Here is a 22,859-nt window from a genome sequence, read left to right on the forward strand (position 1 = left end):
GGGCGGCTGCTGCGGGGCGGGCGGCTGCTGCGGGGCGGGCGGCTGCTGCGGAGCCGGGGGCGCGGCGGGAGCGGGGGCCGGTGCGGCCGGTGCGGCCGGAGCGGCCGGAGCGGCCGGAGCGGCCGGGGCGTCGTCGACGCTGACCCCGTGGTCGGCGATCAGGTCGCCGAGACCGCCGTCGTACCCGCGGCCGACAGCGCGGACCTTCCAGTCGGTGCCCCGGCGGTAGAGCTCGAGGGCGACGACGATGGTCTCGCGGTCGAGGCCCGTCATGGGGAACTCGGCGACGGGGCCGGTGTCGGCCGACACGCGGGCCACCGGCTGACCGACCTGGCCGAACACCTTGCCGTCGTCGTCGAGGGAGGTCACCAGGCGCACGGCGTGCACGTCGGCCGGCACGGCCGCGAGGTCGACGTCGACCCGCCACTGCCCGCCCCCGCTCGGCGGCACGCAGGTCACGCCGGGGCCGCTCGGCTGGTTGTAGAACACGAAGTCGGCGTCGGTGCGGACCTTGCCCGCCTCGGTCACGAGGAGGGCCGAGAGGTCGGCGGAGGCGGCGACGTCGACGGTCACGGAGACGCGGGACACGGCCAGCGGCGCGTTCCCGCCCTTCGTCAAGGTGATCACGGGACGCGAATCTATCCGACCGCCCGCGATCTCAACCCTGCTCGGACGGATCCGTCAGCCGTCGCTGCAGCTCGACGTCCCGCTCGACGACCCGGAACCCCAGCTGCTCGTTGACGGCGAGCATGGGGCCGTTGTCGGCGGCGTTCCACGTGAGGACCTCCGTCGCGTCCGGCCACACCTCCTGCGCCCGGCGCAGGTTGGCGATCTTGACGGCGAGACCGAGGCGGTGGCCGCGGTGCGCGGTGTCGACGATCGTGCTCCACTGCTGCAGCTGGACCGACCCGGTGCTGCGCCACAGCTCCGTGATCGCGACGACCTGGCCCCCGGCGTCCAGGGCGGCCGTCGCGACGTTGCGCCGGCCCTGGCGCTGCGACTCCGCCTCGCGCTCGCGCCAGACGTCGACGGCGGCGGTGCGCGCCTCGACCTCGAGGCTCCCGCTCGGCGCCTCCACGTCGACGAGGGCGTCCATCCGCGCGTACCCCGCCACGAGGTCGTCGCGCACCGGCCCCTCCCAGGTGCGCAGCGCGTACGCCGTGTGGTGCGGTGCGACCTCGCCCGCCAGACGGTCGAGGACCGCGGGGTCCACCGGGAGCGCCGCCCGGCTCTGCAGCCCGGCCAGGGCCACCTCGTAGCCGCGGGCGCGGGCGAACGGGAGCCCGCCCAGGGCGGTCTCGGCTGCCGCGTCGTCGCCGGTGTGCGCGTCGGCCTGCAGGACGTGGCGTCCCAGGTCGCGCACGGCGTCCTCCTGGGCGGCGGCGAGCGCCGTGCCGACGCCCTGGCGCCTCCACCGCGGTGGCACCCAGACCGCGATCGACGCGGTGTCGCGGTTGTCGAGCAGCGGGAGGTCGAGCAGCCCGGCCCCCACCACCGTGCCCTGGGGCGCGCCCGGGAGGGCACCCTCCCGGGCGCGGGCCACCCAGGCGGTGCGCCGCGTGTGGGACGCCCCCGCCGTCAGGGACACGACGATCTCGTCGAGCGACCACGGGTTCGCCGTGGCCGCGCGCAGGTGGCGGGCCACCTCGTCGTACACGGCGTGCCAGGCGGCGACGTCGTCGGCCCAGGTGGGGGCGGTCGGGTCGAGGGCGACGACCTCGACGGCAGCGGCGCGCGTCATGGCCCGGGAGCCTAGGACGCGCGCCGCTGCGAGGGCGACGGGTTTTCCGGGGCTCAGGCCCCCACGCCGCGCACCGTCACGGGGACGTTGCCGCGGGTGGCGCGGGAGTACGGGCAGACCTGGTGGGCCTGCTCGACGAGGTCCTGCGCGGTGGCGTCGTCGACGCCCGGGATGGTCGCCGTGATGTCGACGGTGAGGGCGAAGGAGGTGGCGTCGGGACCGAAGCCCACGGCGATGTCGAGCGTCGACCCGGACGCGTCGACGCCCGCCTTCTTCGCGACGAGCCCGAGCGCGCCCTGGAAGCACGCGCCGTACCCGACGGCGAACAGCTGCTCGGGGTTCGTGCCCGTGCCGGGGCCGCCGGTCTCCTTCGGCGCGGTGAGGTCGAGGTCGAGGACCCCGTCCTCGGACCGGGCCCGGCCCTGGCGACCACCGGTGACGGTGGCGCGGGCGGTGTAGACGATCTTGTCGGGTGTGTTGGTCATGCTGGCGACGCTACGGACCCGCCGGTTGGCGCGCGCCCACCCGGTGCGGCGCCGGCCCGCCGGGTGCGGCACCGTGACCCCATGACCACCGCGCGCCTCGTGCCCGTGACCACCGAGATGGACGGCGACGAGCTCGACGCCGAGGACGCGTTCCACCTGCTGCGCCGCGTCGGCGTGCGCCGGGTGCTCGTCGACGCGTTCGTGCGGTTCCGGTACGGCGACGGGTTCAGCAGCAGCCGGGCCCTCGCCCTCCAGGCGACCCTGGCCGTGGTGCCGTTCCTGCTGGCCCTGACGGGCCTGGCCGCCGACCTCGACGCGGAGCGGCCCGCGAAGGTCATCGCGGCCACCGTCGACGCCGTCTCGCCCGGCACCGCCGGCGACGACGCGCTCGTCGACGCCCTCACCCAGGCCGACGACGCCGACGGCGACGAGGACGCCCAGGAGATGGCGGGCGAGATCGCGCTCGGCGGCGGTCTCGCCTTCGCGCTGTTCTCGATGACGGTGGCGATGGCGCAGGTCGAGCGCGGCACCAACCGCGTCTACGGGATCCGGCGTGACCGGCCGGCGCCCGCGAAGTACGGCCGCGCCGCCCTCCTGGCCGCCTGCCTGGCCGGCCCGGTCGGCATCGGGTTCCTGCTCCTCGTCACCGGCCCCACGTTCGTCGAGGCCATGGCGACCGAGTACGGGTGGGGCGAGACCGCGCAGACCGCCTGGAGCGTCGGGCGCTGGCCCGTCGGGATCCTGCTCCTCGTCGTCACCATCGCGGTGCTGCTCGAGCGGGCGCCGCGGCGCCGGCAGCCGGCGCTGTCGTGGGTCGCGTTCGGCTCGGCCGTGACGGTGGTGCTGGTGCTCGTCGCGTCGGGCGGGCTCGCGGCGTACGTCGGGGCGACCGGCTCGTTCAGCACCGTCTACGGCCCGCTGACGGGCGTGATCGCCCTGCTGCTGTGGGCGCTGCTCTCCGCGGGCGCGCTCTTCTACGGCGCCGCCGTCTGCGCGCAGATGGAGGCCTGCCGCGCCGGCGAGCCGGAGCCGGCGTACGACGACCCCGGTCGCCCGCACGGCACGGTCGTCGGCGACGCGGACTGAGGCCCCCCGCAGACGACTCCGGGCCCCCGTGCAAGCACGGGGACCCGGGGTCGGTGGGACGTCGGGCGCCCGAGGACGGCCGACGCGGTGTCAGCTCGTCGTCTCGGACTTCACGTTCTGCGCCGACGACGCGCCTTCCTCCTGCACGTGCGAGGCCGCGTCCTGCGCGGTCTGCTTGACCTCCTCGACCGAGGAGGCGGCGCTGTCGCGCAGGCTCTGGCCCACGTCGGCGGCCGCAGCCTTGGCGTCGTCCACGAGGGGCGCCGCCTGCTCCTTGATCGTGTCGGTGACCTGCGCGGCCGCGCGGGCCTCGACCTTGCTCGCCGGGATCAGCGCGGAGATGACCATGCCGAGGCCGAAGGCGGCCACGCCGGCGGCCAGCGGGGCGCCGTCGTAGCGCTGCTGGGCGGTCTCGGCTGCCTGGTGCGCGGTGTCGGCCGCCTGCGAGGCGACGTTCGAGGCGGCGTTGGACGCACCCTCGGCCCCGCCGGCGACCTTGCCGCGGGCGTCGTTGGCGCCCCCCATGACCTTCTCCCGCACACCCAGCACGCGCTCGCGGGCCGCGGCCTTCTTGCGGTCGACGATGGCGCTCGGGCTCACCTTGTCCTGCAGCTCGTCGAGGTCCGAGGCGAGGGCGCCACGGGTCCGGGCGATCTCTGCGGTCAGCTCTTCTGGGCTCTGGCCCATGATGCGTCCTCCTTGAGGGTCTGCTGCGTCTTCGGCAGCTGGGGGTTGGCCTTCTTCAGCTCGGAACGACCGAGGGCGGCGAGCACGCCGGCGGCCACGGCCCACAGGAGCGTGGTGATGAGCGCGGCGAGCTCGATCGGCATCCAGTTGTCGAGCAGGAACATGAGCGTCAGCGACAGGAACACCAGCACGAGGTGGCCCGCGACCGCGGCACCGCCGAGCATGCCGGCGCCCTTGCCGGCCTGGGTCGCCTCCTGCTTGAGCTCCGCCTTCGCGAGGTCGAGCTCCTGCTTGACGAGCGTGCTGAGGTCCTGGGAGACGTCGCTGACGATCTCGCCGAGGCTCCGCTCACCGCCGTGGCTGCGCGGACCCGCCGGATCGTGGGGCGGGGGGTTGACGGGGGTGCTCACGCGGGCCCCTCGAGGCCGTCGCGGCGGCCGTAGCCGGCGGCGTTCGTCCCCATCGGCCCGTCGTCGTCGAGGGCGGGGCCCGGGTCGACCGTGCCGGGCGTCTCGCCCGGGAGCGGCGGGAGGGGCGGGAGGCCCTGGCCCGGGTCCGCGACGTGCTGCGGACGGGTGTCACCGGCGAGCGGGTCGCTGCCGTAGCCCTGGCCGACGGGCGGGGCCGAGACCGGGGTGGGGCTCACCGGCGGCGGCGGGTAGGAGCCGACGGCGCCGGGGGTCTCGCCGTACCCGGGGGCCGCGTAGCCCGAGCCGTAGCCCGAGCCCGAGCTGTAGCCGGACGTGGGCGTGGCCACGGGAGCCACGGGCGTCGTCGGGGTGGGGGCCGTGCTGCCGGCGCCGGCCTGCGGGGCGTCCTTGGCCCCGCGCACCACGCGGCCGGCGACCACGCCGGCGACGAGCGCGCCGAGCAGGAACACGCCCGGACGACGACGGGCGAAGTCACGTGCGTCGTCGAGGAGCTCGCTGGGGTCGCGGCCGTCGAGGTAGGACTGCAGCGAGCGGGTGCGGTCGGCGACCTCGCGGGCGGCCTGCACGGCGAGGCCGGAGCTCTCGCTGCGGTCGGCCATCTGCGACAGGTCGTCGCTCAGGGTGCCGAGCGTGCCGACCAGCTTGTCCCGCTGCTGCCGCGACTGGTCGTCGAGCTGCTGCGCGACCTGCTGGCGGGTCTCGCCCACGAGCTGGCGCGTCTGCGCGGAGACCTCGGAGGCCACGTTCTGCGCCTCGTCCTTGGCGACGCCGGTGACGTGACGGCCCTCGTCGACCGCGGTGGACGCGGCGGCCTGGGCCTTTTCGGTGGTGGATGGGTCGGTCATCTGTTCCTCCTGGGTGGTGGAGCCATGCGGTTCGTGCTCTGCGGGGCCGAGGTGCTCCGCCGCAGGTGGGTGGGCGACGTCCTGTCGGAGGTCGTCACCCGGGGAGACGGCGTCGGGCGTGCCGTCGAAGGACCGGGAAGGTGCGGGGGGGTGCGGGGGGTCAGTGCCGGATCACGGCGCGGTCGACGCGGTCGTGGTAGCGGTGGCCGACCTTGCCGCCGAGCACGGCGGCGAGCAGGGTGCCGGCCACGACCGCGAGCGCGGTGATCACGGCGCCGATGCTGAGGTCCTGAGTGGAGACGGGGATCCGGGGCAGGCTGACGCGGTCGAGGATGTTGTACTGCGAGCCGAAGACGGCGCCGAGCACGACGGCCGCGATCGTCACGACGAGCCCGATGACCCAGACGCCCACCCCCTGGCGCCCGCCGTCGAAGCGCGACATGCGCCCCGCGACGTAGCCCCCGGCGTAGTAGCCGACCAGCAGGACGACCAGCAGCACGACGGCCGCGGTCACCCCGATCGTGCCGCTCTCCCGCTCGGCGTCGGTCTGCGTGATGCCGGTCGAGGAGCCGACGGCCGCGACCACGGCGCCGACGATGCTGGTGAGCAGGATCGCCACGGCCACGGCCACGAGCCACCCGAAGAAGCAGGCCCCGAGGTTGAGCCCCGCGAAGCGGTCGCGTGCAGCCGAGTCGTCGACGGCCGTCCGCCGCCGCTCCTGCACGGCGTCGAAGGTGCTGGCGCCGCCGCCCTCGGTGGGCCGGTCGTCCCTGTGGTGTCGTGTCACGTCGCTCTCCTTCGTCGTGCCCCGCGGACCACCGGTTACCCGATCCGCGCGGTTCACCCGGTCTGATCGCCGTTTCGTCCGAATTTCAGAAAATTGCCGCCTCCCACGTCTAGGACGCCCGACGCGGGTACCGGTGGGCGGTCAGCAACGGGGAACCTCAGAAGGAGAACCACATGCTCAACGAGACCCAGGCCCGCGACGCCATCGGCACCACCGCCTACACCCAGAGCGGGGACAAGATCGGCAAGGTCGGGCAGCTCTACCTCAACGACTCCACCGGTCAGCCGGAGTTCGTCACCGTGAACACGGGGCTGTTCGGGATGAAGGAGTCCTTCGTGCCGGTGACCGACGCGACCCTCGACGGCGACCGCCTGACGGTGCCGTTCACCAAGGACCAGATCAAGGACGCCCCCTCGATCGACGTCGACGGCGGCCACCTGGACGAGGCCGAGGAGGCCCGTCTCTGGCAGCACTACGCCGGGCACCGCGGCCAGCACGTCGGCCACGACACGCACGACACGCACACGACGGACACGACCGTGGGCCACGACGCGACCGCCGGCCACCACACCGCGGGCACGGACTCCGTCACCACCGGTCGTGCGCCCGTCGGCCACGACACGTCCGGTCGCACCACGGACGAGGCCATGACCCGCTCCGAGGAGCACGTCGAGGTCGGCACCACCACGCAGGAGGCGGGCCGCGCCCGGCTCCGCAAGTACGTCACCACCGAGCACGTCACGCAGACCGTCCCGGTCCGCAAGGAGCACGCGGTGCTCGAGACCGAGCCCATCACCGAGGCGAACGCCGGCCAGGCCCTCGACGGCCCGACCATCTCGGAGGAGGAGCACGAGGTCGTGCTGCACGAGGAGAAGCCCGTCGTGCAGAAGACCGCCGAGCCCGTCGAGCGGGTGCGTCTCGGCACCGAGACGGTCGTCGACGAGGAGACCGTCGGCGAGGACGTCCGCAAGGAGCACATCGAGGTCGAGGGCGACGTGGCCGACCGCCGCCACTGATCCACCCCGCACGAGCAGGTGCCCCCGTCGGTCGGACCGACGGGGGCACCTTTGTGTCAAGGCCGCTGCAGCGGCAGCGGCGGGCGGGCCTAGGCCAGGGTCAGGCGCCGGCGTACGACGTCGGCGAGCCGGTCCGCGACGTCGCGCGCCTCGGTGTCCGTCGTCGCCTCGACCATCACGCGCACGAGCGGCTCGGTGCCCGAGGCCCGCAGCAGGATGCGACCGGAGTCGCCGAGGCGGGACTGCTCCGCGGCGACCGCCTCCTGCAGCACGTCGTCGTCGGTGCGGGCCTTGTCGACGTCGGGCACGTTCACGAGCACCTGCGGCATCCGCGTCATGACGCCGGCGAGGGCCGCGAGGCTCTCCCCCGTGACCGCCATCCGCTGCGCGACGTGGAGCGCCGTCAGCAGCCCGTCGCCCGTCGTGGCGTGACGACGCATGACGACGTGGCCCGACTGCTCGCCGCCCAGCACGCGGCCGGCGGCGTTCATCTCCTCCAGCACGTAGCGGTCGCCCACCTGCGTGGCCGACACGGCGATGCCGTGCGCGGCCAGGGCGCGGGTGAACCCGAGGTTGCTCATGACGGTCGCCACGACGGTGTCACCGGCGAGCTCGCCGGCGTCCTTGAGGGCCACGGCGAGCACGGCGAGGATCTGGTCGCCGTCGACGACCTCCCCGTCGGCGTCGACCGCCAGGCAGCGGTCGGCATCGCCGTCGAGCGCGAACCCGGCGTCGGCGCCGTGCGCGAGCACGGCGGCACGCAGGGGCCCGAGGTGCGTGGACCCGCAGCCGTCGTTGATGTTGAGCCCGTCCGGCGAGGCGTGGATGGCCACGACCTCGGCGCCGGCGGCACGCAGCGCCGCGGGACCGACCTCGCTCGCCGCACCCTCGGCGCAGTCGAGCACGAGGCGCAGGCCGCTCAGCGACGTGCCCAGCGTGCCGGCGAGGTGCGCGACGTACTGCTCCTGCCCGCCGGGGTACGGCGTGACGCGGCCGACCGCTGCCCCCGTCGGGCGCTGCCACGGCTCGCGCAGGCGGGCCTCGATGGCCTGCTCGAGGGCGTCGTCGAGCTTGACGCCGCCACGCGAGAGGAACTTGATGCCGTTGTCCGGCATCGGGTTGTGCGAGGCCGACAGCATGACGCCGAGGTCGGCGTCGAGCGCGTCGGTCAGGTGGGCCACCGCGGGGGTCGGCAGGACGCCCAGGAGCAGGACGTCGACGCCGGCCGAGGCGAGGCCGGCGACCACGGCGGCCTCGAGGAACTGCCCCGAGACGCGCGTGTCGCGGCCCACGACGGCCAGCGGGCGGGACCCGTCGCGGTGGGAGAGCTCGCCGGACTCGGCGAGCACGTGGGCGGCAGCAACGGAAAGGTCCAGGGCCAGCTCAGCGGTGAGCACACCGTTGGCCAGGCCCCGGACCCCGTCCGTGCCGAAGAGTCGCGTCACGAAGGAAGACGCAGGACCGCGATCAGCGCTTGCTGAACTGCGGAGCCTTGCGGGCCTTCTTGAGACCGGCCTTCTTGCGCTCGATGACGCGCGCGTCGCGACGCAGCAGACCGGCCTTCTTGAGCGAGGGACGGTTGGCGTCGACGTCGACCGCGTTGAGGGCGCGGGCCACGCCGAGACGCAGGGCGCCGGCCTGACCGGTGATGCCGCCGCCGTGGATGCGGGCGATGACGTCGAAGCGGCCCTCGAGCTGCGTCGTCGCGAACGGCTCGTTCACGACCTGCTGGTGCAGCTTGTTCGGGAAGTACGAGTCGAGCGTGCGGCCGTTGATGGTCCAGACGCCGGTGCCCGGCACGATGCGGACGCGGGCGACGGCCTCCTTGCGACGGCCGGTGGCCGCCGACGGGGCGATCGTGGCGATGCGCTCGGGGGCGTCGGCGCTGGGGGCGCTCTCGCTGCTGTAGGCGATGCCCTGCTCGTTGACCTCGAAGGTCTCCTCGACCTCGGTCTCGGAAGTGCTCACGGTGTTCCTCACTGATCCTGGGAAGTACGGGGGTGCGCGATGGCGGTGTCGGTGGAGGCCAGCGTCACTGCGAGATCTGGGTGATCTCGAAGGGCTTGGCCTGCTGGGCGCTGTGCGGGTGCTCGGGGCCGGAGTAGACCTTGAGCTTCTTCAGCTGCTGCCGGCCGAGGCGGTTCTTGGGGAGCATGCCCCACACCGCGTTCTCGATCGCCTTGCGCGCGTCCTTCTCCAGGAGCTCACCGATGGGGGTGGCCGTGAGACCGCCCGGGTAGCCCGAGTGACGGTAGGCGACCTTCGTCGTCTTCTTGTTGCCGGACAGCGCGACCTTCTCGGCGTTCACGATGACGACGAAGTCGCCCGTGTCGGCGTTGGGGGCGAACTGCGGCTTGTGCTTGCCGCGCAGGAGGTTGGCCGTCTGCACGGCGAGGCGGCCGAGGACCACGTCGGTCGCGTCGATGACGTGCCACTCACGCTGGATGTCAGCGGGCTTCGGGGCGTACGTACGCACGATGAGCCTTCTTCTCGTTCGTCGGTCCCGACGGGAGGTCCCCGTCGGGTGGGGTGGAACCACGTCCTCTGACGAACACGGCCCGGCTCGACCCACCTGGTGGGCCGTCCGGATCTGCACCGGGGTCGTCGCTCCCGGAGGGATCCGGGCGACCTCGACGCGGCAGGGGACGCGACGGGTCACGATACGCAGCCCGGCGGGAGGGGGTCAAAACGGCCGCGACCCTCCGTCGTACCCGCCGGTAACCAGCCCCCCAGGAGAACGGTCGGGCGGGAGGGCTAGGTTGGGCGACGATCCCATCCGGCAGGGTGCACCCCCGGGCGCGCCCGCCCGACCGACGAGGAGTCGACGTGACCGACGCAGGAACTGCGGGCGCCTCCCTGACCATCCGTGACAACCGCACGGGTCAGGAGTACGACCTCCCCATCGTCGACGGCACCATCCGCGCCGCCGACCTGGGCAAGATCAAGACGGACGACGAGCAGCCCGGCCTGGCGGTCTACGACCCCGGGTTCACCAACACCGCCTCGTGTCGCAGCGCGGTGACCTACATCGACGGCGACAAGGGCATCCTGGAGTACCGGGGCTACCCCATCGAGCAGCTGGCCGAGAGCTCGACGTTCCTCGAGGTCGCCTACCTGCTCATCCACGGCGAGCTGCCCACCAAGGAGCAGTACGACGCGTGGGAGCACGAGATCACGTTCCACACGTTCGTCCACGAGAACGTGAAGTCGCTGATGCAGGGCTTCCGCTACGACGCGCACCCGATGGGGATGCTGATGTCGTCGGTGGGGGCCCTCTCGACGTTCTACCCCGCGGCGCGCGACATCGCGGACCCGGCGAACCGGCACATGCAGATCGTCCGCATGATCGCCAAGATGCCGACCCTGGGCGCCTGGTCGTTCCGCCACGCGCAGGGCAAGCCGTACGTGTACCCGGACAACGACCTGTCCTACACGGCCAACTTCCTCTCGATGCTCTTCAAGATGAGCGAGGTGAAGTACGAGCCGGACGAGCGCCTGGTGAAGGCCCTCGACGTGCTCTTCATCCTCCACGCCGACCACGAGCAGAACTGCTCGACCAACGCGGTCCGCTCCGTCGGCTCCTCGCAGGTCGACCCGTACTCGGCCGTGGCCTCCGGCATCGGCGCGCTCTTCGGCCCGCTGCACGGCGGCGCCAACGAGGCGGTGCTGCGGATGCTGAAGCGCATCGGCAGCAAGGAGAACATCCCGGCGTTCATCGACGGGGTGAAGAACGGCAACGAGCGCCTCATGGGCTTCGGCCACCGGGTCTACAAGAACTACGACCCGCGCGCCCGGATCATCAAGAAGGCCGCCGACGACGTCTTCGAGGTCACCGGGGTCAACCCGCTCCTGGAGATCGCCCTCGAGCTGGAGAAGATCGCGCTCGAGGACGAGTACTTCGTCAAGCGCAAGCTCTACCCGAACGTGGACTTCTACTCGGGTCTCATCTACGAGGCGCTGCAGTTCCCGCCGGAGATGTTCACCGTGCTCTTCGCGATCGGCCGCACGCCGGGCTGGCTCGCGCAGTGGGACGAGCTCGTGCAGGACAAGGAGCAGAAGATCGCCCGCCCGAAGCAGGTCTACACGGGCGACCGCGGCCTCACCTTCACCCCGCGCCACGAGCGCTGGGCCTGAGGCTCCCGCACCACCAGCACCCCACGGACGCCGTGCGGGGGCGGGCCACGGCCCGTCACCGCACGGCGTCCGTCGTCCGGGGGTACGGCGGAGCGGCGGAGCGGCGGAGCGGCGGAGCGCCCGCGGGCCGGCGCGGCAGGCCGGGAGACCGACAGGCGGGCCGGCGCTCAGGCCGGCAGGTCGGGCAGGTCCGCCTCGGTGAGCCAGGCGTAGAGCAGCACCCCGACGTCGGCGCCCGTCGCGGCCGAGGCGTGGGCCAGGAAGTCCTCCGTCGTGACCGAGCCGCCGCGGTGCTCGGCGACCCACGAGCGCAGCAACCCGAAGAACGCCTCGTCCCCCACCGCTCCGCGCAGCACGTGCAGCGCCAGGGCGCCGCGCTTGTAGACGCGGTCGTCGAACATGAGCTCCGGACCGGGATCGGCGAGCACGAGGTCCTGGTCCTGCTCGGCGAGCCGGGCGTGGTGGTGCTCGGCCCACCACGCGGCGCTCTCGTGGCCCGACTCCTCCGACCACAGCCACTCGCTGTAGCAGGCGAAGCCCTCGTGCAGCCAGATGTCGCGCCACCGGGCGAGGGTGACGGCGTTGCCGAACCACTGGTGGGCCAGCTCGTGGGCCACGAGGCGCACCTGGTCCCAGTCCTCGGAGACGAAGTTCTTGCCGAAGGTCGACAGGCTCTGGCTCTCGAGCGGGATCTCCAGGTCGTCGCCGGTCACGACCGCGGCGTAGGAGGCGAACGGGTAGGGCCCGAACCAGCCCTCGAACGCGCGGACCATGTCGGCCTGGCGGCCGAAGCCGGCGTCGTACGCCGCGCTCCGCTCGCGCGCCGTGCCCTGGGGCACGGCCGAGACCAGCGGGACGGGGGCGTCGTGCTCGACGATGTCGTAGCGCCCGATCTGGACGGTCGCGAGGTAGGTCGCCATGGGCGCGTCCATCTCGTAGGTCCAGGACTCCCCGCTCCCCCGTCGCCGGCGCTCGACCAGCAGGCCGTTGGAGACGACCGTGTAGCCGGCGGCCGTGGTGACCGTGATGCGGTAGGTCGCCTTGTCGTCGGGCCGGTCGTTGCACGGGAACCACGTGGGGGCGCCGTGGGGCTGGCCGGCGACGATGACGCCGTCGGTGAGCTCCTCCCACCCCGCGTCGCCGTGGTGCTTCTCGACCAGCGGCTCGGGGCGTCCGCCGTACTTGACCACGAGGGCGAGCTCGGCGCCGGGCTCGGCCTCCTCGCGCAGCTTGACCACGAGGCGGCCGCGGCGGGTGCTGAACTTGGCGGGCGGCTTGCCGTCGACGCTCACCTTGGCGACGTCGAGACCGGCGAGGTCGAGCACGAGGCGGTCGGTGGGCTCGAGCACCTCGGCCCGGATGCGGGCCTCGCCGTCGAGCCGGTTGCCCTCGAGGCCGTAGGTCAGGTCGAGCGCGTAGGACCGCGCGCCCCACGAGCGGTCGCCGTGACCGGGCAGGTAGTCGTCGGCGCTGGGCAGGCCGCTCACGCGGTCACCGCGGCCGGCTCGGGCACGCCGCCCGTGCCCGGGGCCGGCGGCTCGGCCCAGGGGCCGATCGGGTTGCCGATCCAGACGGTCCCGCCGGGGACGGACTCACCACGCATGACCAGGGACACGGGTCCGACCGTAGCGTGACGGCCCAGCTCGGCCGCGGGCAGGATCACGCTGTTCGGGCCGAGGGTCGCGCCCCGGTGCAGCACGACGCGGTCCATGGTCAGGACGCGGTCGTGGAAGAGGTGGGTCTGCACCACGGTCCCGGAGTTGACCGTCGCCCCGTCGTGCAGGTGGACGAGGTCGGCCTCGGGCAGCCAGTGGGTGTCGCACCACACGCCGCGACCGATGTGGGCGCCCATGGAGCGGAACCACACGTTGAGCAGCGGCGTGCCCGTCACGGTGCGCGCGAACCACGGCACGGCGAGGGTCTCGACGAAGGTGTCGGCGAGCTCGTTGCGCCACACGAACGAGCTCCACAGCGGGTGGTTGCCGGGCCGCATCCGCCCGACCAGCAGCCACTTCGCGCCCGTCGCGACGACGGCCGCCACGAGTCCCCCGACCGCGAGCACGGGGCCGACGAGCAGCACGGCGAGGAGCACACCGAGCGCCGGGTGCCCGGTGTCGAGCAGCGCCCCCAGGGCGACGACGACGCCGACGGTGAGCGCGACCGAGACCACCACGGGCACGAGGCGGCACAGCTCCACCAGCGCCCGGAAGACGTGCAGGCGCCGGGGCGGGGCGTAGGTGCGGCTCGCGTCGGCCTCCTCCGCGGTACGGCGCAGCGGCGCCGGCGGGCTGCCGAGCCACGAGGCGCCCGAGCGGGCCGTCTTGCGCCGGGGGGCCGCGGAGAGCACGGCGACGAGCGACGCCTTGGGGACCTTGCGGCCCGGCGCGGCCATGCCCGAGTTGCCGACGAAGGCGCGCTTGCCGATCTTGACCCGCTCGGCCCGCAGCCAGCCGCCGCCCAGCTCGTAGCCCCCGATGAGGGTGTCGTCGGCGAGGAACGCGTGCTCGTTGACCTGGGTCAGCGATGGGATCATCAGCACCGTCGACGCCTCGACGCCCGGCCCGATGCGGGCGCCGAGCGCCCGCAGCCACCACGGCGTCAGCGAGGAGGAGTAGAGCCCGAAGAGCCACGTGCGGGCCTCGTCGAGCACCCGCATCGTCGTCCAGACCGCGAGCGCGGGCCCGCTGCGCACGGGGTGGACGCCGGTGCGCACGCCGAGCGCGCAGACGCGCACGACGAGGAGCACGAGCGCGGCGAGGACGAGCAGGCCCGCCAGCACCCCCAGGGGCGCGCGCACGAGCAGGTGGGCGAGCAGTCCGCCGTACCCCTCGACGTCGCCGATGCCCGGCAGCGCCACGAGGAGACCCACGAGCACCGCGAGGGCCGGCAGGGTGCCGACGACGGCGGCGCTGACGGCGTACGCACCGATCCAGGCGCGCGAGCGTGCCGGCCGGTCCTGCCACGGACCCCGCGCGGCCTTGCGCCGCCGGCGGGCGGGCGACCCGGCCCAGAACTCCCCGGCGGGCACCGCGCCGAAGACCGCCGACCCGGCGGCGACCTCGGCGTCGGCGCCCACGCTCGCGCCGGGGCACAGCGTCGAGCGGGCGCCCACGCGGGCGCGCGGCCCGACCTCGATCCGGCCGACGTGCACGACGTCGCCGTCGATCCACCAGCCCGACAGGTCGACCTCGGGCTCGACGGAGGCGCCCCGGCCCAGGCGCAGCATGCCCGTGATGCCCGGCAGCGAGTGCAGGTCGACGTCGCGGCCGACGTCGGCGCCCAGCAGCCGCGCGTACCAGGTCATGAGCGGGGCCCCGGCGAGCGCCGTCGCGCCGATCTCGTCGGCCAGCCGGTCGGCCAGCCAGATCCGCAGGTGGACCTTGCCCCCGCGCGGGTAGGTGCCCGGCTCGACGCCCCGCAGCAGCAGGCGCGCCTGCGCGGCCGACAGAAGCATCCGCCCGGGCGGCGTGAGGGCCGCGGCCCAGACGAGCACCAGCACCCACCACGGGTACGACGGCAGCCACCCCAGGCCGGCCACCTCGGCGAGCAGCGTGGAGCCGATCATGGCCCAGGCCACCCACCGCAGCCCGCCGACGGCGCGCGCGAGCAGGGTGCCGAGCACCTGGCCCCGCTGGCTCTTCGCCGGGATGGGGCGCACGGAGCGGTCCGTCGTGGTCGCCGACGGGCCCGCGAGCGTGTCCAGGTGCGCCGCGAGGACGCCGACGGTCGGTCGCTCGTAGACGTCGCCGACGGTGACCTCGGGGAACCGGGTCCGCAGGCGGGAGACGATCTGCGCGGCCGTCAGGCTGCCGCCGCCCAGGTCGAAGAAGTCGTCGGTCGGGGCGGTGACCTCCGCGCCGAGCACGTCGAGCCACAGCTGGGCGATCCACGACTCGGTGTCGGACAGGTCGGCGCCCGCCCCACCGGCCCCGCCCGCTCCCCCGGCCGCGCCCCCGGCCGCGCCCGGCAGTGGCCAGGGCAGCGCGTCGCGGTCGACCTTGCCCGACGTGCGGGTCGGCAGCGTGTCGACGACCGCCAGCCGCGGCACCAGCGCGGCGGGCATGGCGGCGCGCAGCCGGTCGAGCGCCGAGGGCGGGTCGAAGGAGGGGTCGACGGCGACGTAGCCGACGAGCAGCTGGTTGCCCGCCGCCGTACGCCGGACCGCGGCCGCCGCGCCGTGCACGCCGGGCAGGGCCAGCAGCGCCGAGTCGACCTCGCCGAGCTCGATGCGCCGCCCGCCCAGCTTGACCTGGTCGTCGGCGCGCCCCGCGAAGAGCAGCCCGGCCGGGTCGTTCACCACGACGTCGCCGGAGCGGTAGGCACGCTCCCAGCCCAGCGTCGGCATCGGCGCGTACTTCTCGGCGTCCTTGGCCGGGTCGAGGTAGCGGGCCAGGCCGACGCCGCCGATGATCAGCTCGCCCTGCTCGCCCTCGGCGACGGGCTCGCCGGTCGCCGGGTCGACGACCGCGAGGTCCCACCCGTCGAGCGGGAGGCCGATGCGCACCGGCGCCTCGCCGGTGAGCTCGCAGCCGCAGGCCACGACGGTGGCCTCGGTGGGCCCGTACGTGTTCCACACCTCGCGGCCCGGGCGCACGAGGCGAGCGGCGAGCTCGGGCGGGCAGGCCTCGCCGCCCATGATGAGCAGGCGGACCCGCTCGAGCGCCTCGGCCGGCCACAGCGCGACGAGGGTCGGCACCGTGGAGACGACCGTGACGCGGTTGGCCACGAGCCACGGGCCCACGTCGACGCCCGAGCGCACCAGCGCCCGCGGCGCGGGGACGAGGCACCCGCCGTAGCGCCACGCGAGCCACATCTCCTCGCAGCTCGCGTCGAACGCGACGGAGAGCCCGGCCATGACCCGGTCGCCGACGCCGAGCGGGGCCTGCGTCAGGAACATCCGCGCCTCCGCGTCGACGAACGCGGCCGCGTTGCGGTGGGTGACGGCCACGCCCTTCGGCGTGCCGGTCGAGCCCGACGTGAAGATCACCCAGGCGTCGTCGTCGGGCGTCGGCTCCTCCCGCTCGCGCGGCGCCGCCTCCCGACGTACGTCGACCGCGAGGTCGTCGCCGACGACGGCCGCGACCCGGGCCTCGCCGAACACCAGGCGGGCGCGCTCCTCCGGGTCGTCCGCGTCGACCGGCACGTAGGCGGCGCCGGCCAGCAGCACGCCGAGGATCGCGACGTACAGGTCCGTCGTGCCCGACGTGACGCGGATGCCGACCTTGTCGCCGGGCCCCACGCCGAGGCCGGCCAGCTCCTCGGCCAGCGCGTCCGCGGCCTCCTCGAGCTCGGCGTAGGTCAGCACCCCCGCCCCGGCGTCGACGGCCGGCTCCTCGGCCGCCTGGGCCGCGGTGTCGCGGAAGACGTCGACGAGGGTGCGGGGCGCGGGCGCGAGGTGGGCCCGCCGCAGCGGGTCGTGGAGGAGGTCGCTCACCCGGGCATCATCCCCGTGCCGGGTGAACGGACGGTGCCCGCCGGTCTCACACGATCGTCGAGGACCGCCCGTCCCAGTACGGCGCCCGCAGGTCCTTCTTGAGGATCTTGCCCGTCGGGTTGCGCGGCAGGGCCGGGAGGACGTCGACGCTGCGGGGGCACTTGAAGTGCGCGAGCCGCTCGCGGCAGAAGTCGACGATCTCCTGCTCCGTCGCCTCCGTGCCCGGCTTCAGCGCCACGACCGCCTTGACCGTCTCGCCCCACCGGTCGTCCGGCACCCCGATCACGGCGCACTCGAGCACCGCCGGGTGCTCGGCCAGCACCCGCTCGACCTCGGGGCTGTAGATGTTCTCCCCGCCCGAGATGATCATGTCCTTGATGCGGTCGTGCACGTAGAGGAAGCCCTCGGCGTCGAGGCGGCCCACGTCGCCGGAGCGGAACCAGCCGTCGGCCGTGATGACCTTCGCCGTCTCCTCCGGCTTGCCGAGGTAGCCCTTCATCACCTGCGGGCCCCGCAACCAGATCTCGCCGTTCTCGCCGACCGCGACGTCCTCGAGCGTCGCCGGGTCGACGACCCGCACCTCCATCTGGGGGAGCGCGACCCCGGCGGAGACCAGACGCTCCGGGTGCTCGGCGTCGCGGTGGTGCTCGGGCATGAGGTGCGTGGCCACGCCCGCGACCTCGGTGAGGCCGTAGACCTGGATGAAGTCGGTGGCGGGCCACGCCTGCATCGCCGCGCGCAGGAGCGGCGGCGGCATCGGGGCCGCGCCGTACGTGTAGCCCGTCAGGGCGGAGAACAGCTTGATCGCGTCGGGGCCGGACTGCAGCACCTGGGCGAGGACGGCGGGCACGAGGAAGGTCTTGGTGGCGCCGGCCATGATCGCGCCCGCCAGCGAGGCGCCGTCGGGCTCCCGCGTCATGATCGACCGGATGCCGTCGTGGATGCCGAACAGCACGTACGACGAGCCGCCCACGTGGAACAGCGGCATCGCCACCAGCGAGACGTCGTCGGGCTCGAAGGTCCAGCCGTCGTGGCCGTTCACTGTGTGGCTGACCATGTTGCGGTGCGTCAGCATGACGCCCTTCGGCCGGCCCGTCGTGCCCGAGGAGTACATGACCAGGCAGGTGTCGTCGGGCTCCACGGCAGGGTCGCGGGGTCGCGGGGTCGCGGCGGCGAGCCACGCCTCGTACTCGTCGGGCTCCCCGCCCTCCGTCGTCCCGTCGGGGGTGACGACCACGATGCGCTCGACGGCGACGAGGCGGTCGCGGATCGCGTCGATGGTCGGCAGCAGCTCCTCGCCGACGACGAGCAGGCGGGCGCCCGAGTCGTTGACCGCGTAGTCGACCTCGTCGCCGGCGCTGCGCCAGTTGACGATCGCGTTGGCCGCACCCAGCGACGCCGCCGCCAGGGAGAGCTCGACGCAGGCCGGGTGGTTCTTGTCGAGGAACGAGACGACGTCGCCGCGCCCGATGCCCGCCGCCGAGAGCGCCCCCACGAGCCGTCGCACCCGCTCGTCCCACTGCGCCCACGTCCACGTGCGCCCGCGGTAGGTCATCGCCGGTGCGTCGGGCGTGTGCTCGGCCCACCACGCCAGCCGGTCGTCGACCAGCACGGGCGGCGGGGCGTCGGCCGGGTCGCCGAGCACGGGGATGGGGGCGGTCGAGGTGGTCGGGGTGGTCGGGGTGGTCTCCCCGGGTGCGGCGGTGGTGCTCAACGGGTGTCCCTCCGGCATGGCCGCCGCCGTCGGGCGACCGTGCCGCGATTGTGACGGCGATCACAGGTCAGGGCAAGGGGTGCGGTCGCCCGTCCGCGACCGCGCGGGCCGCCTCGGTCCGCAAGGCCCGGGCCCGCTCCCGTCCGACCCGCACCGCCGGGCTCCAACGCTCGAGCACCCACCGCTGCGTGCCGGGGGCGTACGACGCGCGGCAGCGCCCCTGTGGACCCCCCGCGTGCAGCACCGCGAGCGCGGGCCCGGTGGTGCGCCGTACCTCCTGGCCGCGGCCCGCGAGCAGCGAGGCGAGACGCTCGACCGCGTCCGTCGCCGTGGGCTCCTCCACCGTGCGGGCCACGCGGGCGTGCCAGCGCACCGCGTCCGGGCTGCCCCCGGCGAGCAGGCGCACCTCGGGCTCGTCCGGCAGCAGGGCGCCCAGACCGGCCGCCTCGAGCAGCCGGGGCACGTCGAGCACGACCCGCTCGCGCTCGTCGGCCAGGTCCACGTCCCCTGCGGCGGCGCCCGCCACGCCGGGGCGGCGCAGCACGACGTCGACGGTCGGGTGCCGGCGGCGCAGGAGGTCCCAGAACAGGTCCCCGGTCGGGGTGCCGGGGGGCACGACCCTCACCGGGTCAGCTCCGGGTCGAAGCCGTCGCCGAGCCAGCCGGTGTCGGAGTGCGGCACCCGCTCCACGTCGTCGCCGCGCCCGCCCGTGATCAGGCCGAGGTTGTCGAGCGACTCCGAGCCCTCGTCGAAGTAGGAGGTGTGGTGGTCGAGCGGGTTCGAGCTGCCCTCGGAGCGCTCCGCGCCGAAGCGCTGCGCCCCGAACGCCTCGCTCGTGGGGTCGGTGCCCAGCTGGCCCTCCGAGTCGGGGTACGGGCTCGGCAGGTCGTCGCGCGGGTCGTTGTCCTCCCACCAGTCGTCGACGGGGTTGATCTTGTCGACCAGCTGGTCGATCGGCCCCTGCTGCAGCGGGCCGAGCGGGTTGGTGGGGTTGGGCAGCACGTCGAGGGGATCGACGTTCGGCACGAGGCCGAGCCCGGGCGGGCCGAGGCCGAACGGGCCCAGCTGGAACGGCAGGCTCGCGCCCCCCTCGCCCAGCACGGCGACCGGGTCCCGGCTGTCCTTGCCGGCCCACACGTTCTCGCGGTCGGTGTTCTCGTAGTCGCCCGCGTCGTGGTCGTCGCCCCCGTCGCCGGGGCTGCCGAGGAAGACCAGCTCGTCGGTGTCGATGTGGTGGTCCTCCGCGGCGATGCCGACCGTCGTCGAGCCGTAGGAGTGGCCGATGGTCGTCAGGTGGGTCTCGCCGGCGCCCGTGTACGTCGCGCGCAGGCCGTCGATGGTCGAGGCCAGCCGCTCGGCGCCGCGGGCGGCGGCGTCCTGGTCGCGCACCTGCGCCATGTCGGCGGCGTCGTCGGAGGGCGCGTCGTACCCGATCCACGCCACCGTCGCGACGCTCTCGTCGGCCCCGACCGATCCGCGGGTGGTCTCGTAGAGGGCCCAGGCGTCGTCGTGGAAGCCGTCGATGTTGGCGCCCGTGTTCGTGATGCCGGGGACGATGACACCGGTGTGGTCCGCCGTCTCCAGGTCGCCGTAGGCCACCGCCGCCGCCCCGTCCCCGCCGAACGCGGTGGGGTCGTAGATCAGCAGCGACGCGGGCACGGGCTCCCCCGTCACGGGGTCGGTGCGCTCGTCGGCGAGCGCGGACTCCGCTGCCTCCGCGTTGCGCAGCATGTCGCGCTCGGTGTCGGTGAGCTGGTCGTCGTCGAGCTCGCGCAGCGCGGCGAGGTCACGGGTCAGGCGCACGCGGTTGGCCTCGTCGCGGGCCGACGGCGGCACCCCGTCGAGGTTGCCCACGGACCCGGGCGAGGCGGCGAGCACCGCCTGCTGCTCGGCCGTGCTCAGCCCCGCCCACCACTCGGCGACCTCCTCGGGGTCCGACCCCGGTGGCGGCATGCTCGCGAGCGCGGCGTCGGCGGGGTCCTCGACCCCGCCGTACAGCCGGTCCACCTGCTCCAGGTCGAGCACGCGGGCGAGCTCGGCAGCGTAGGCGGCCTCCTCCGCGAGGAGGTCGCGGGTCCAGGTGTCGAGGCCCAGGTCGAAGACCTGGACCCACCGGGTCAGTCGCCCCGCCTCCTCGGCCAGCGCGACCGCGGCCGCCTCCGCGGCGTCGGCGGCCTCCGGGGTCAGCTCGACCCCGCGGGTGCGCACCAGGAGCGCGTTCACGCGCTCGGAGAGGTCGCGGATCTTGGCGACGAGCTCGACCCGCTCGGCCTCGGCCGCGACCCGGCGGACCTCGAGGTCGCGCAGCACGTCGGCGTGCTCGTCGGTGCGCCGACCCACGTGGCGCAGGGCGAGGCTCATGGCGTCCGCCTGCCGGCCGTACGCCGGGAGGCCCGCGTGGTACGACGCGCCGGCCCCCCCCTGCCACCCGTCCACCCGGGCCTCGCCGGCGGTGAAGGAGCCGACGTCGTCGATCTGGGCCGAGGCGGCCAGCAGCTCGACGGCCTGGGCCGCGACCCCGTCGGGGTCGGCGTCGAGGGTGGGGACGGTCCGCGGCAGTGGCGGCAGGGCGATGGTGGTCATCGGCGCTCCTCGAGGGCGCCCCGCAGCAGCAGCGCCGCGGGGTCGAAGACGGAGCCCGAGGCCTCGTCGGTCTCGAGGTAGTCCCGGATCGCGCCGCGCATGCCGTCGGCCCGTTCCTCCGCACCCGCCGCGAGCTCCTCGACGTGCCGGGTCCAGGCCGTGCAGAAGCCCGACACGGCGCCGCGGACCGCCGGGGTGAACGCGGCGGTCGCGCCGCTCACACCCCCGACCTGTCCGCCGGCGGCCCGCAGGTCGACGGCCTGCTGGTCCCACTCCCGAGATCGGCCGGCGACCTCGACGTAGGCGACGTCGATCGTCACGACCGGCCCCCGTCCGTGGCCGGGAAAGCGCGACCGGGCTCGCCCCGCCAGGGCAGCGGCTCGGCGGGCGGCACCTCGGGGGGCGTCGCGTCCCACGGCAGCGGCTGGGGCGCGGGCGGCGCCTCGGGCGACGGGTCGTACGGCAGCGGTCCCCGGTCACCGGGTCGGCGGTCGAACGGGTCGACGGGACGTGCCGGCGGTCGTGGACCGTCGTCGGAGCGGTCGCGCCGCCGCGGGGCATCGCCCGGGCCACCCGGGCCACCCGGGCCCGCGGGCCCCACGGGCCCGTCGGGCACGTCCGCAAGGACACCGTCGAGGACCTGCGCCATGCGCCGCTCCTCGGCGTACACCTCCTCCCACCACCCCTGCACCTCGGCGTCGAACGCCGCGACGTCACCGCGGTAGGCCTCGATGACGGGCAGCAGGGTGGGCAGCACGAGGGGCGAGGCCGCCAGCAGCTCTGCCTGGCGGGCCAGGAGCCCCTCGCGGCGGGCGACCAGCCCGTCGCGGGTGCTCCTCAGCTCGTCGAGGCGGCCCCCGTGGGTCGTCGCGTCCTCACCCAGCCGGCGCAGCGCGGCGGCCAGCGCCGAGGCCTGGGCCGCGATCGGCCCGTTGGCCTCGTGGTACGCCGCGGCGCCCCGGCCCTGCCAGTCGCCGACCCGCGCACCTGCGCGGGCGAAGTCGGCCAGGCCCTCGGGCTCCGCGGCCGCGACGAGGTGCTGCTCGCCGTACGTCGCGACCAGCGCCGGCTCCGCGTGCAGGACGGGCACCTCGGCGGGGGTGGGCAGGACGATGCTCATCGGTCCTCCTCCAGCGGCTCGGCGCTCGGCGCCGCGGGGGCGGGCCGGGGCTCCAGGGGCTCGGCGTCCGGCACCGTGGGGGCGGACTGCCACTCCAGCCGCTCGCCCAGCGGCGCGGCGGGTGCGGGACCCCACTCCAGGCGCTCACCGCCCGGCGCGGCGGGCTCCCACAGACGGTCCGCACCCGGGGTCGGCGCCTGCTCCCACTCCTCGAGGTGGGGCCGGCCCCCCGGCGCCCACGGGGTGCCGATCAGCTCGGCCTCGAGGGTGCGGGGCGGGCGGGGATCGGTCTCGAGCCGCATCGCGAACGCCGCGCGGCCCTCGTCCGACGGGGCGCCACCGGACCCGCCACCCGACCCGCCACCCGACCCACCACCTGCCGACGGGGCGCCACCAGCCGACGGGGCGCCACCGGACGAACCGCCCGACGGCTCGCCACCGGTGGGCGGTGCCGGCGGGGCGGACGAGCCGGCACCGGGAGCGTCGCCGTACCGCGCCCCCTCCCCCGCGTCCGTGCCGGAGAGGTCGTCGCTGAACGCGTCGAGGCCCTCGGCCTGGGCGCGGGCGCGGGACGCGAGCCGGACGAGCGCGGCGGCCAGCGCCTCGGCGCACGCGGCGGCCTGTCCCTGCAGCGCCGGGGTGAAGCCGCCCGCGGGCGCCCCCTGCACCGAGCCCGACGCGACCAGTTGGCGGTCGGCCTGCGCCCGCCACTCCTGCGCGAGCGGCGCCAGCCGCTCCGGTCGGTTCACCACTGCCATCGCATCCCCCTCGAGAAGAAGGAGCGCCCGCAGCCGGC

21 protein-coding genes are annotated in these 22,859 nt (G+C 74.8%); 3 read left to right on the plus strand and 18 right to left on the minus strand.

The genetic code is table 11. The features are described 5' to 3' along the window. From INN71_RS17515 to INN71_RS17525, 3 genes are all read right to left on the minus strand, one after another. Nucleotides 1-627 (minus strand): TerD family protein (locus tag INN71_RS17515; protein WP_301801393.1); only part of this gene is annotated, 627 nt, incomplete at its 3' end. A 31-nt stretch (nt 628-658) separates the two neighbouring features. Further along, nucleotides 659-1,741, minus strand: coding sequence for a GNAT family N-acetyltransferase (locus INN71_RS17520; RefSeq protein WP_277500294.1), 1,083 nt, complete (start codon nt 1,739-1,741; stop codon nt 659-661). A 53-nt stretch (nt 1,742-1,794) separates the two neighbouring features. Beyond that, on the minus strand, nt 1,795-2,226 hold the full coding sequence (locus INN71_RS17525; RefSeq protein WP_277500293.1) for an organic hydroperoxide resistance protein: 432 nt from the start codon (nt 2,224-2,226) through the stop codon (nt 1,795-1,797). Between the two features lie 81 nt (nt 2,227-2,307). On the opposite strand from INN71_RS17525, the gene INN71_RS17530 reads away from it, so the two are divergent. Then, on the plus strand, nt 2,308-3,312 hold the full coding sequence (locus INN71_RS17530) for a YihY/virulence factor BrkB family protein (RefSeq protein WP_277500292.1): 1,005 nt from the start codon (nt 2,308-2,310) through the stop codon (nt 3,310-3,312). 90 nt (nt 3,313-3,402) lie between these two features. Here the strand turns inward: INN71_RS17530 and INN71_RS17535 are convergent, their stop codons facing one another. From INN71_RS17535 to INN71_RS17550, 4 genes are all read right to left on the minus strand, one after another. Next, nucleotides 3,403-3,999 carry a DUF3618 domain-containing protein gene (locus INN71_RS17535; RefSeq protein WP_277500291.1) on the minus strand — a complete coding sequence of 199 codons (597 nt, stop codon included), beginning with the start codon at nt 3,997-3,999 and terminating at the stop codon, nt 3,403-3,405. Beyond that, nucleotides 3,975-4,409 (minus strand): phage holin family protein, encoded by a 435-nt coding sequence (locus INN71_RS17540; RefSeq protein ID WP_277500290.1) that lies wholly within the window; start codon nt 4,407-4,409, stop codon nt 3,975-3,977. Before INN71_RS17540 ends, INN71_RS17535 begins: the two co-directional genes overlap by 25 nt. Beyond that, nucleotides 4,406-5,275, minus strand: coding sequence for a hypothetical protein (locus tag INN71_RS17545; protein ID WP_277500288.1), 870 nt, complete (start codon nt 5,273-5,275; stop codon nt 4,406-4,408). The genes INN71_RS17540 and INN71_RS17545 overlap by 4 nt, the downstream gene beginning before the upstream one ends. A gap of 160 nt (nt 5,276-5,435) precedes the next feature. After that, on the minus strand, nt 5,436-6,062 hold the full coding sequence (locus INN71_RS17550) for a hypothetical protein (protein WP_277500286.1): 627 nt from the start codon (nt 6,060-6,062) through the stop codon (nt 5,436-5,438). Nucleotides 6,063-6,235: 173 nt separating this feature from the next. Here INN71_RS17550 and INN71_RS17555 point away from each other — a divergent pair, with 173 nt between their 5' ends. Next, nucleotides 6,236-7,078 (plus strand): PRC and DUF2382 domain-containing protein, encoded by an 843-nt coding sequence (locus tag INN71_RS17555; RefSeq protein ID WP_277500285.1) that lies wholly within the window; start codon nt 6,236-6,238, stop codon nt 7,076-7,078. Between the two features lie 89 nt (nt 7,079-7,167). Here the strand turns inward: INN71_RS17555 and glmM are convergent, their stop codons facing one another. From glmM to rplM, 3 genes are all read right to left on the minus strand, one after another. Then, a complete protein-coding gene (glmM, locus tag INN71_RS17560; protein WP_277500284.1) occupies nt 7,168-8,523 on the minus strand; it encodes a phosphoglucosamine mutase in 1,356 nt (451 codons plus the stop codon). Nucleotides 8,524-8,545: 22 nt separating this feature from the next. Then, nucleotides 8,546-9,046 (minus strand): 30S ribosomal protein S9, encoded by a 501-nt coding sequence (rpsI, locus tag INN71_RS17565; protein WP_277500283.1) that lies wholly within the window; start codon nt 9,044-9,046, stop codon nt 8,546-8,548. Between the two features lie 64 nt (nt 9,047-9,110). Beyond that, complete coding sequence (gene rplM, locus INN71_RS17570) at nt 9,111-9,554, minus strand: 50S ribosomal protein L13 (protein ID WP_277500282.1); 444 nt, start codon at nt 9,552-9,554, stop codon at nt 9,111-9,113. A gap of 350 nt (nt 9,555-9,904) precedes the next feature. Here rplM and INN71_RS17575 point away from each other — a divergent pair, with 350 nt between their 5' ends. Beyond that, complete coding sequence (locus INN71_RS17575; protein ID WP_277500281.1) at nt 9,905-11,212, plus strand: citrate synthase; 1,308 nt, start codon at nt 9,905-9,907, stop codon at nt 11,210-11,212. Nucleotides 11,213-11,379: 167 nt separating this feature from the next. Here the strand turns inward: INN71_RS17575 and INN71_RS17580 are convergent, their stop codons facing one another. From INN71_RS17580 to INN71_RS17615, 8 genes are all read right to left on the minus strand, one after another. Then, the gene (locus INN71_RS17580) at nt 11,380-12,699 is read right to left on the minus strand and encodes a M1 family metallopeptidase (RefSeq protein ID WP_277500280.1); all 1,320 of its coding nucleotides are present in this window, start codon (nt 12,697-12,699) and stop codon (nt 11,380-11,382) included. Then, on the minus strand, nt 12,696-16,646 hold the full coding sequence (locus INN71_RS17585; protein ID WP_277500279.1) for a Pls/PosA family non-ribosomal peptide synthetase: 3,951 nt from the start codon (nt 16,644-16,646) through the stop codon (nt 12,696-12,698). Before INN71_RS17585 ends, INN71_RS17580 begins: the two co-directional genes overlap by 4 nt. 46 nt (nt 16,647-16,692) lie before the next feature. Continuing rightward, nucleotides 16,693-18,360 (minus strand): long-chain-fatty-acid--CoA ligase, encoded by a 1,668-nt coding sequence (locus INN71_RS17590; protein ID WP_277500278.1) that lies wholly within the window; start codon nt 18,358-18,360, stop codon nt 16,693-16,695. 67 nt (nt 18,361-18,427) lie between these two features. Then, complete coding sequence (locus tag INN71_RS17595; protein ID WP_277500277.1) at nt 18,428-18,985, minus strand: hypothetical protein; 558 nt, start codon at nt 18,983-18,985, stop codon at nt 18,428-18,430. Then, a complete protein-coding gene (locus INN71_RS17600; protein ID WP_277500275.1) occupies nt 18,982-20,943 on the minus strand; it encodes an alpha/beta hydrolase in 1,962 nt (653 codons plus the stop codon). The genes INN71_RS17595 and INN71_RS17600 overlap by 4 nt, the downstream gene beginning before the upstream one ends. Further along, entirely contained in the window at nt 20,940-21,263 is a 324-nt protein-coding gene (locus INN71_RS17605) for a hypothetical protein (protein ID WP_277500274.1), read from the minus strand. Before INN71_RS17605 ends, INN71_RS17600 begins: the two co-directional genes overlap by 4 nt. After that, on the minus strand, nt 21,260-22,063 hold the full coding sequence (locus INN71_RS17610; RefSeq protein ID WP_277500273.1) for a hypothetical protein: 804 nt from the start codon (nt 22,061-22,063) through the stop codon (nt 21,260-21,262). Before INN71_RS17610 ends, INN71_RS17605 begins: the two co-directional genes overlap by 4 nt. Continuing rightward, entirely contained in the window at nt 22,060-22,821 is a 762-nt protein-coding gene (locus INN71_RS17615) for a hypothetical protein (RefSeq protein ID WP_301801402.1), read from the minus strand. The genes INN71_RS17610 and INN71_RS17615 overlap by 4 nt, the downstream gene beginning before the upstream one ends. Nucleotides 22,822-22,859 lie beyond the last annotated feature (38 nt).

It is taken from the genome of Nocardioides sp. ChNu-153 (assembly GCF_030466625.1).
GTDB lineage: Bacteria > Actinomycetota > Actinomycetes > Propionibacteriales > Nocardioidaceae > Nocardioides.

Excerpts from the sequence above, each read along its gene's own strand:
- INN71_RS17520 (WP_277500294.1), bottom strand. The coding sequence starts at position 1,741 with ATGACGCGCGCCGCTGCCGTCGAGGTCGTCGCCCTCGACCCGACCGCC.
- INN71_RS17525 (WP_277500293.1), bottom strand. The coding sequence starts at position 2,226 with ATGACCAACACACCCGACAAGATCGTCTACACCGCCCGCGCCACCGTC.
- INN71_RS17530 (WP_277500292.1), top strand. The coding sequence starts at position 2,308 with ATGACCACCGCGCGCCTCGTGCCCGTGACCACCGAGATGGACGGCGAC.
- INN71_RS17535 (WP_277500291.1), bottom strand. The coding sequence starts at position 3,999 with ATGGGCCAGAGCCCAGAAGAGCTGACCGCAGAGATCGCCCGGACCCGT.
- INN71_RS17545 (WP_277500288.1), bottom strand. The coding sequence starts at position 5,275 with ATGACCGACCCATCCACCACCGAAAAGGCCCAGGCCGCCGCGTCCACC.
- INN71_RS17555 (WP_277500285.1), top strand. The coding sequence starts at position 6,236 with ATGCTCAACGAGACCCAGGCCCGCGACGCCATCGGCACCACCGCCTAC.
- INN71_RS17600 (WP_277500275.1), bottom strand. The coding sequence starts at position 20,943 with ATGACCACCATCGCCCTGCCGCCACTGCCGCGGACCGTCCCCACCCTC.
- INN71_RS17610 (WP_277500273.1), bottom strand. The coding sequence starts at position 22,063 with ATGAGCATCGTCCTGCCCACCCCCGCCGAGGTGCCCGTCCTGCACGCG.
- INN71_RS17615 (WP_301801402.1), bottom strand. The coding sequence starts at position 22,821 with ATGGCAGTGGTGAACCGACCGGAGCGGCTGGCGCCGCTCGCGCAGGAG.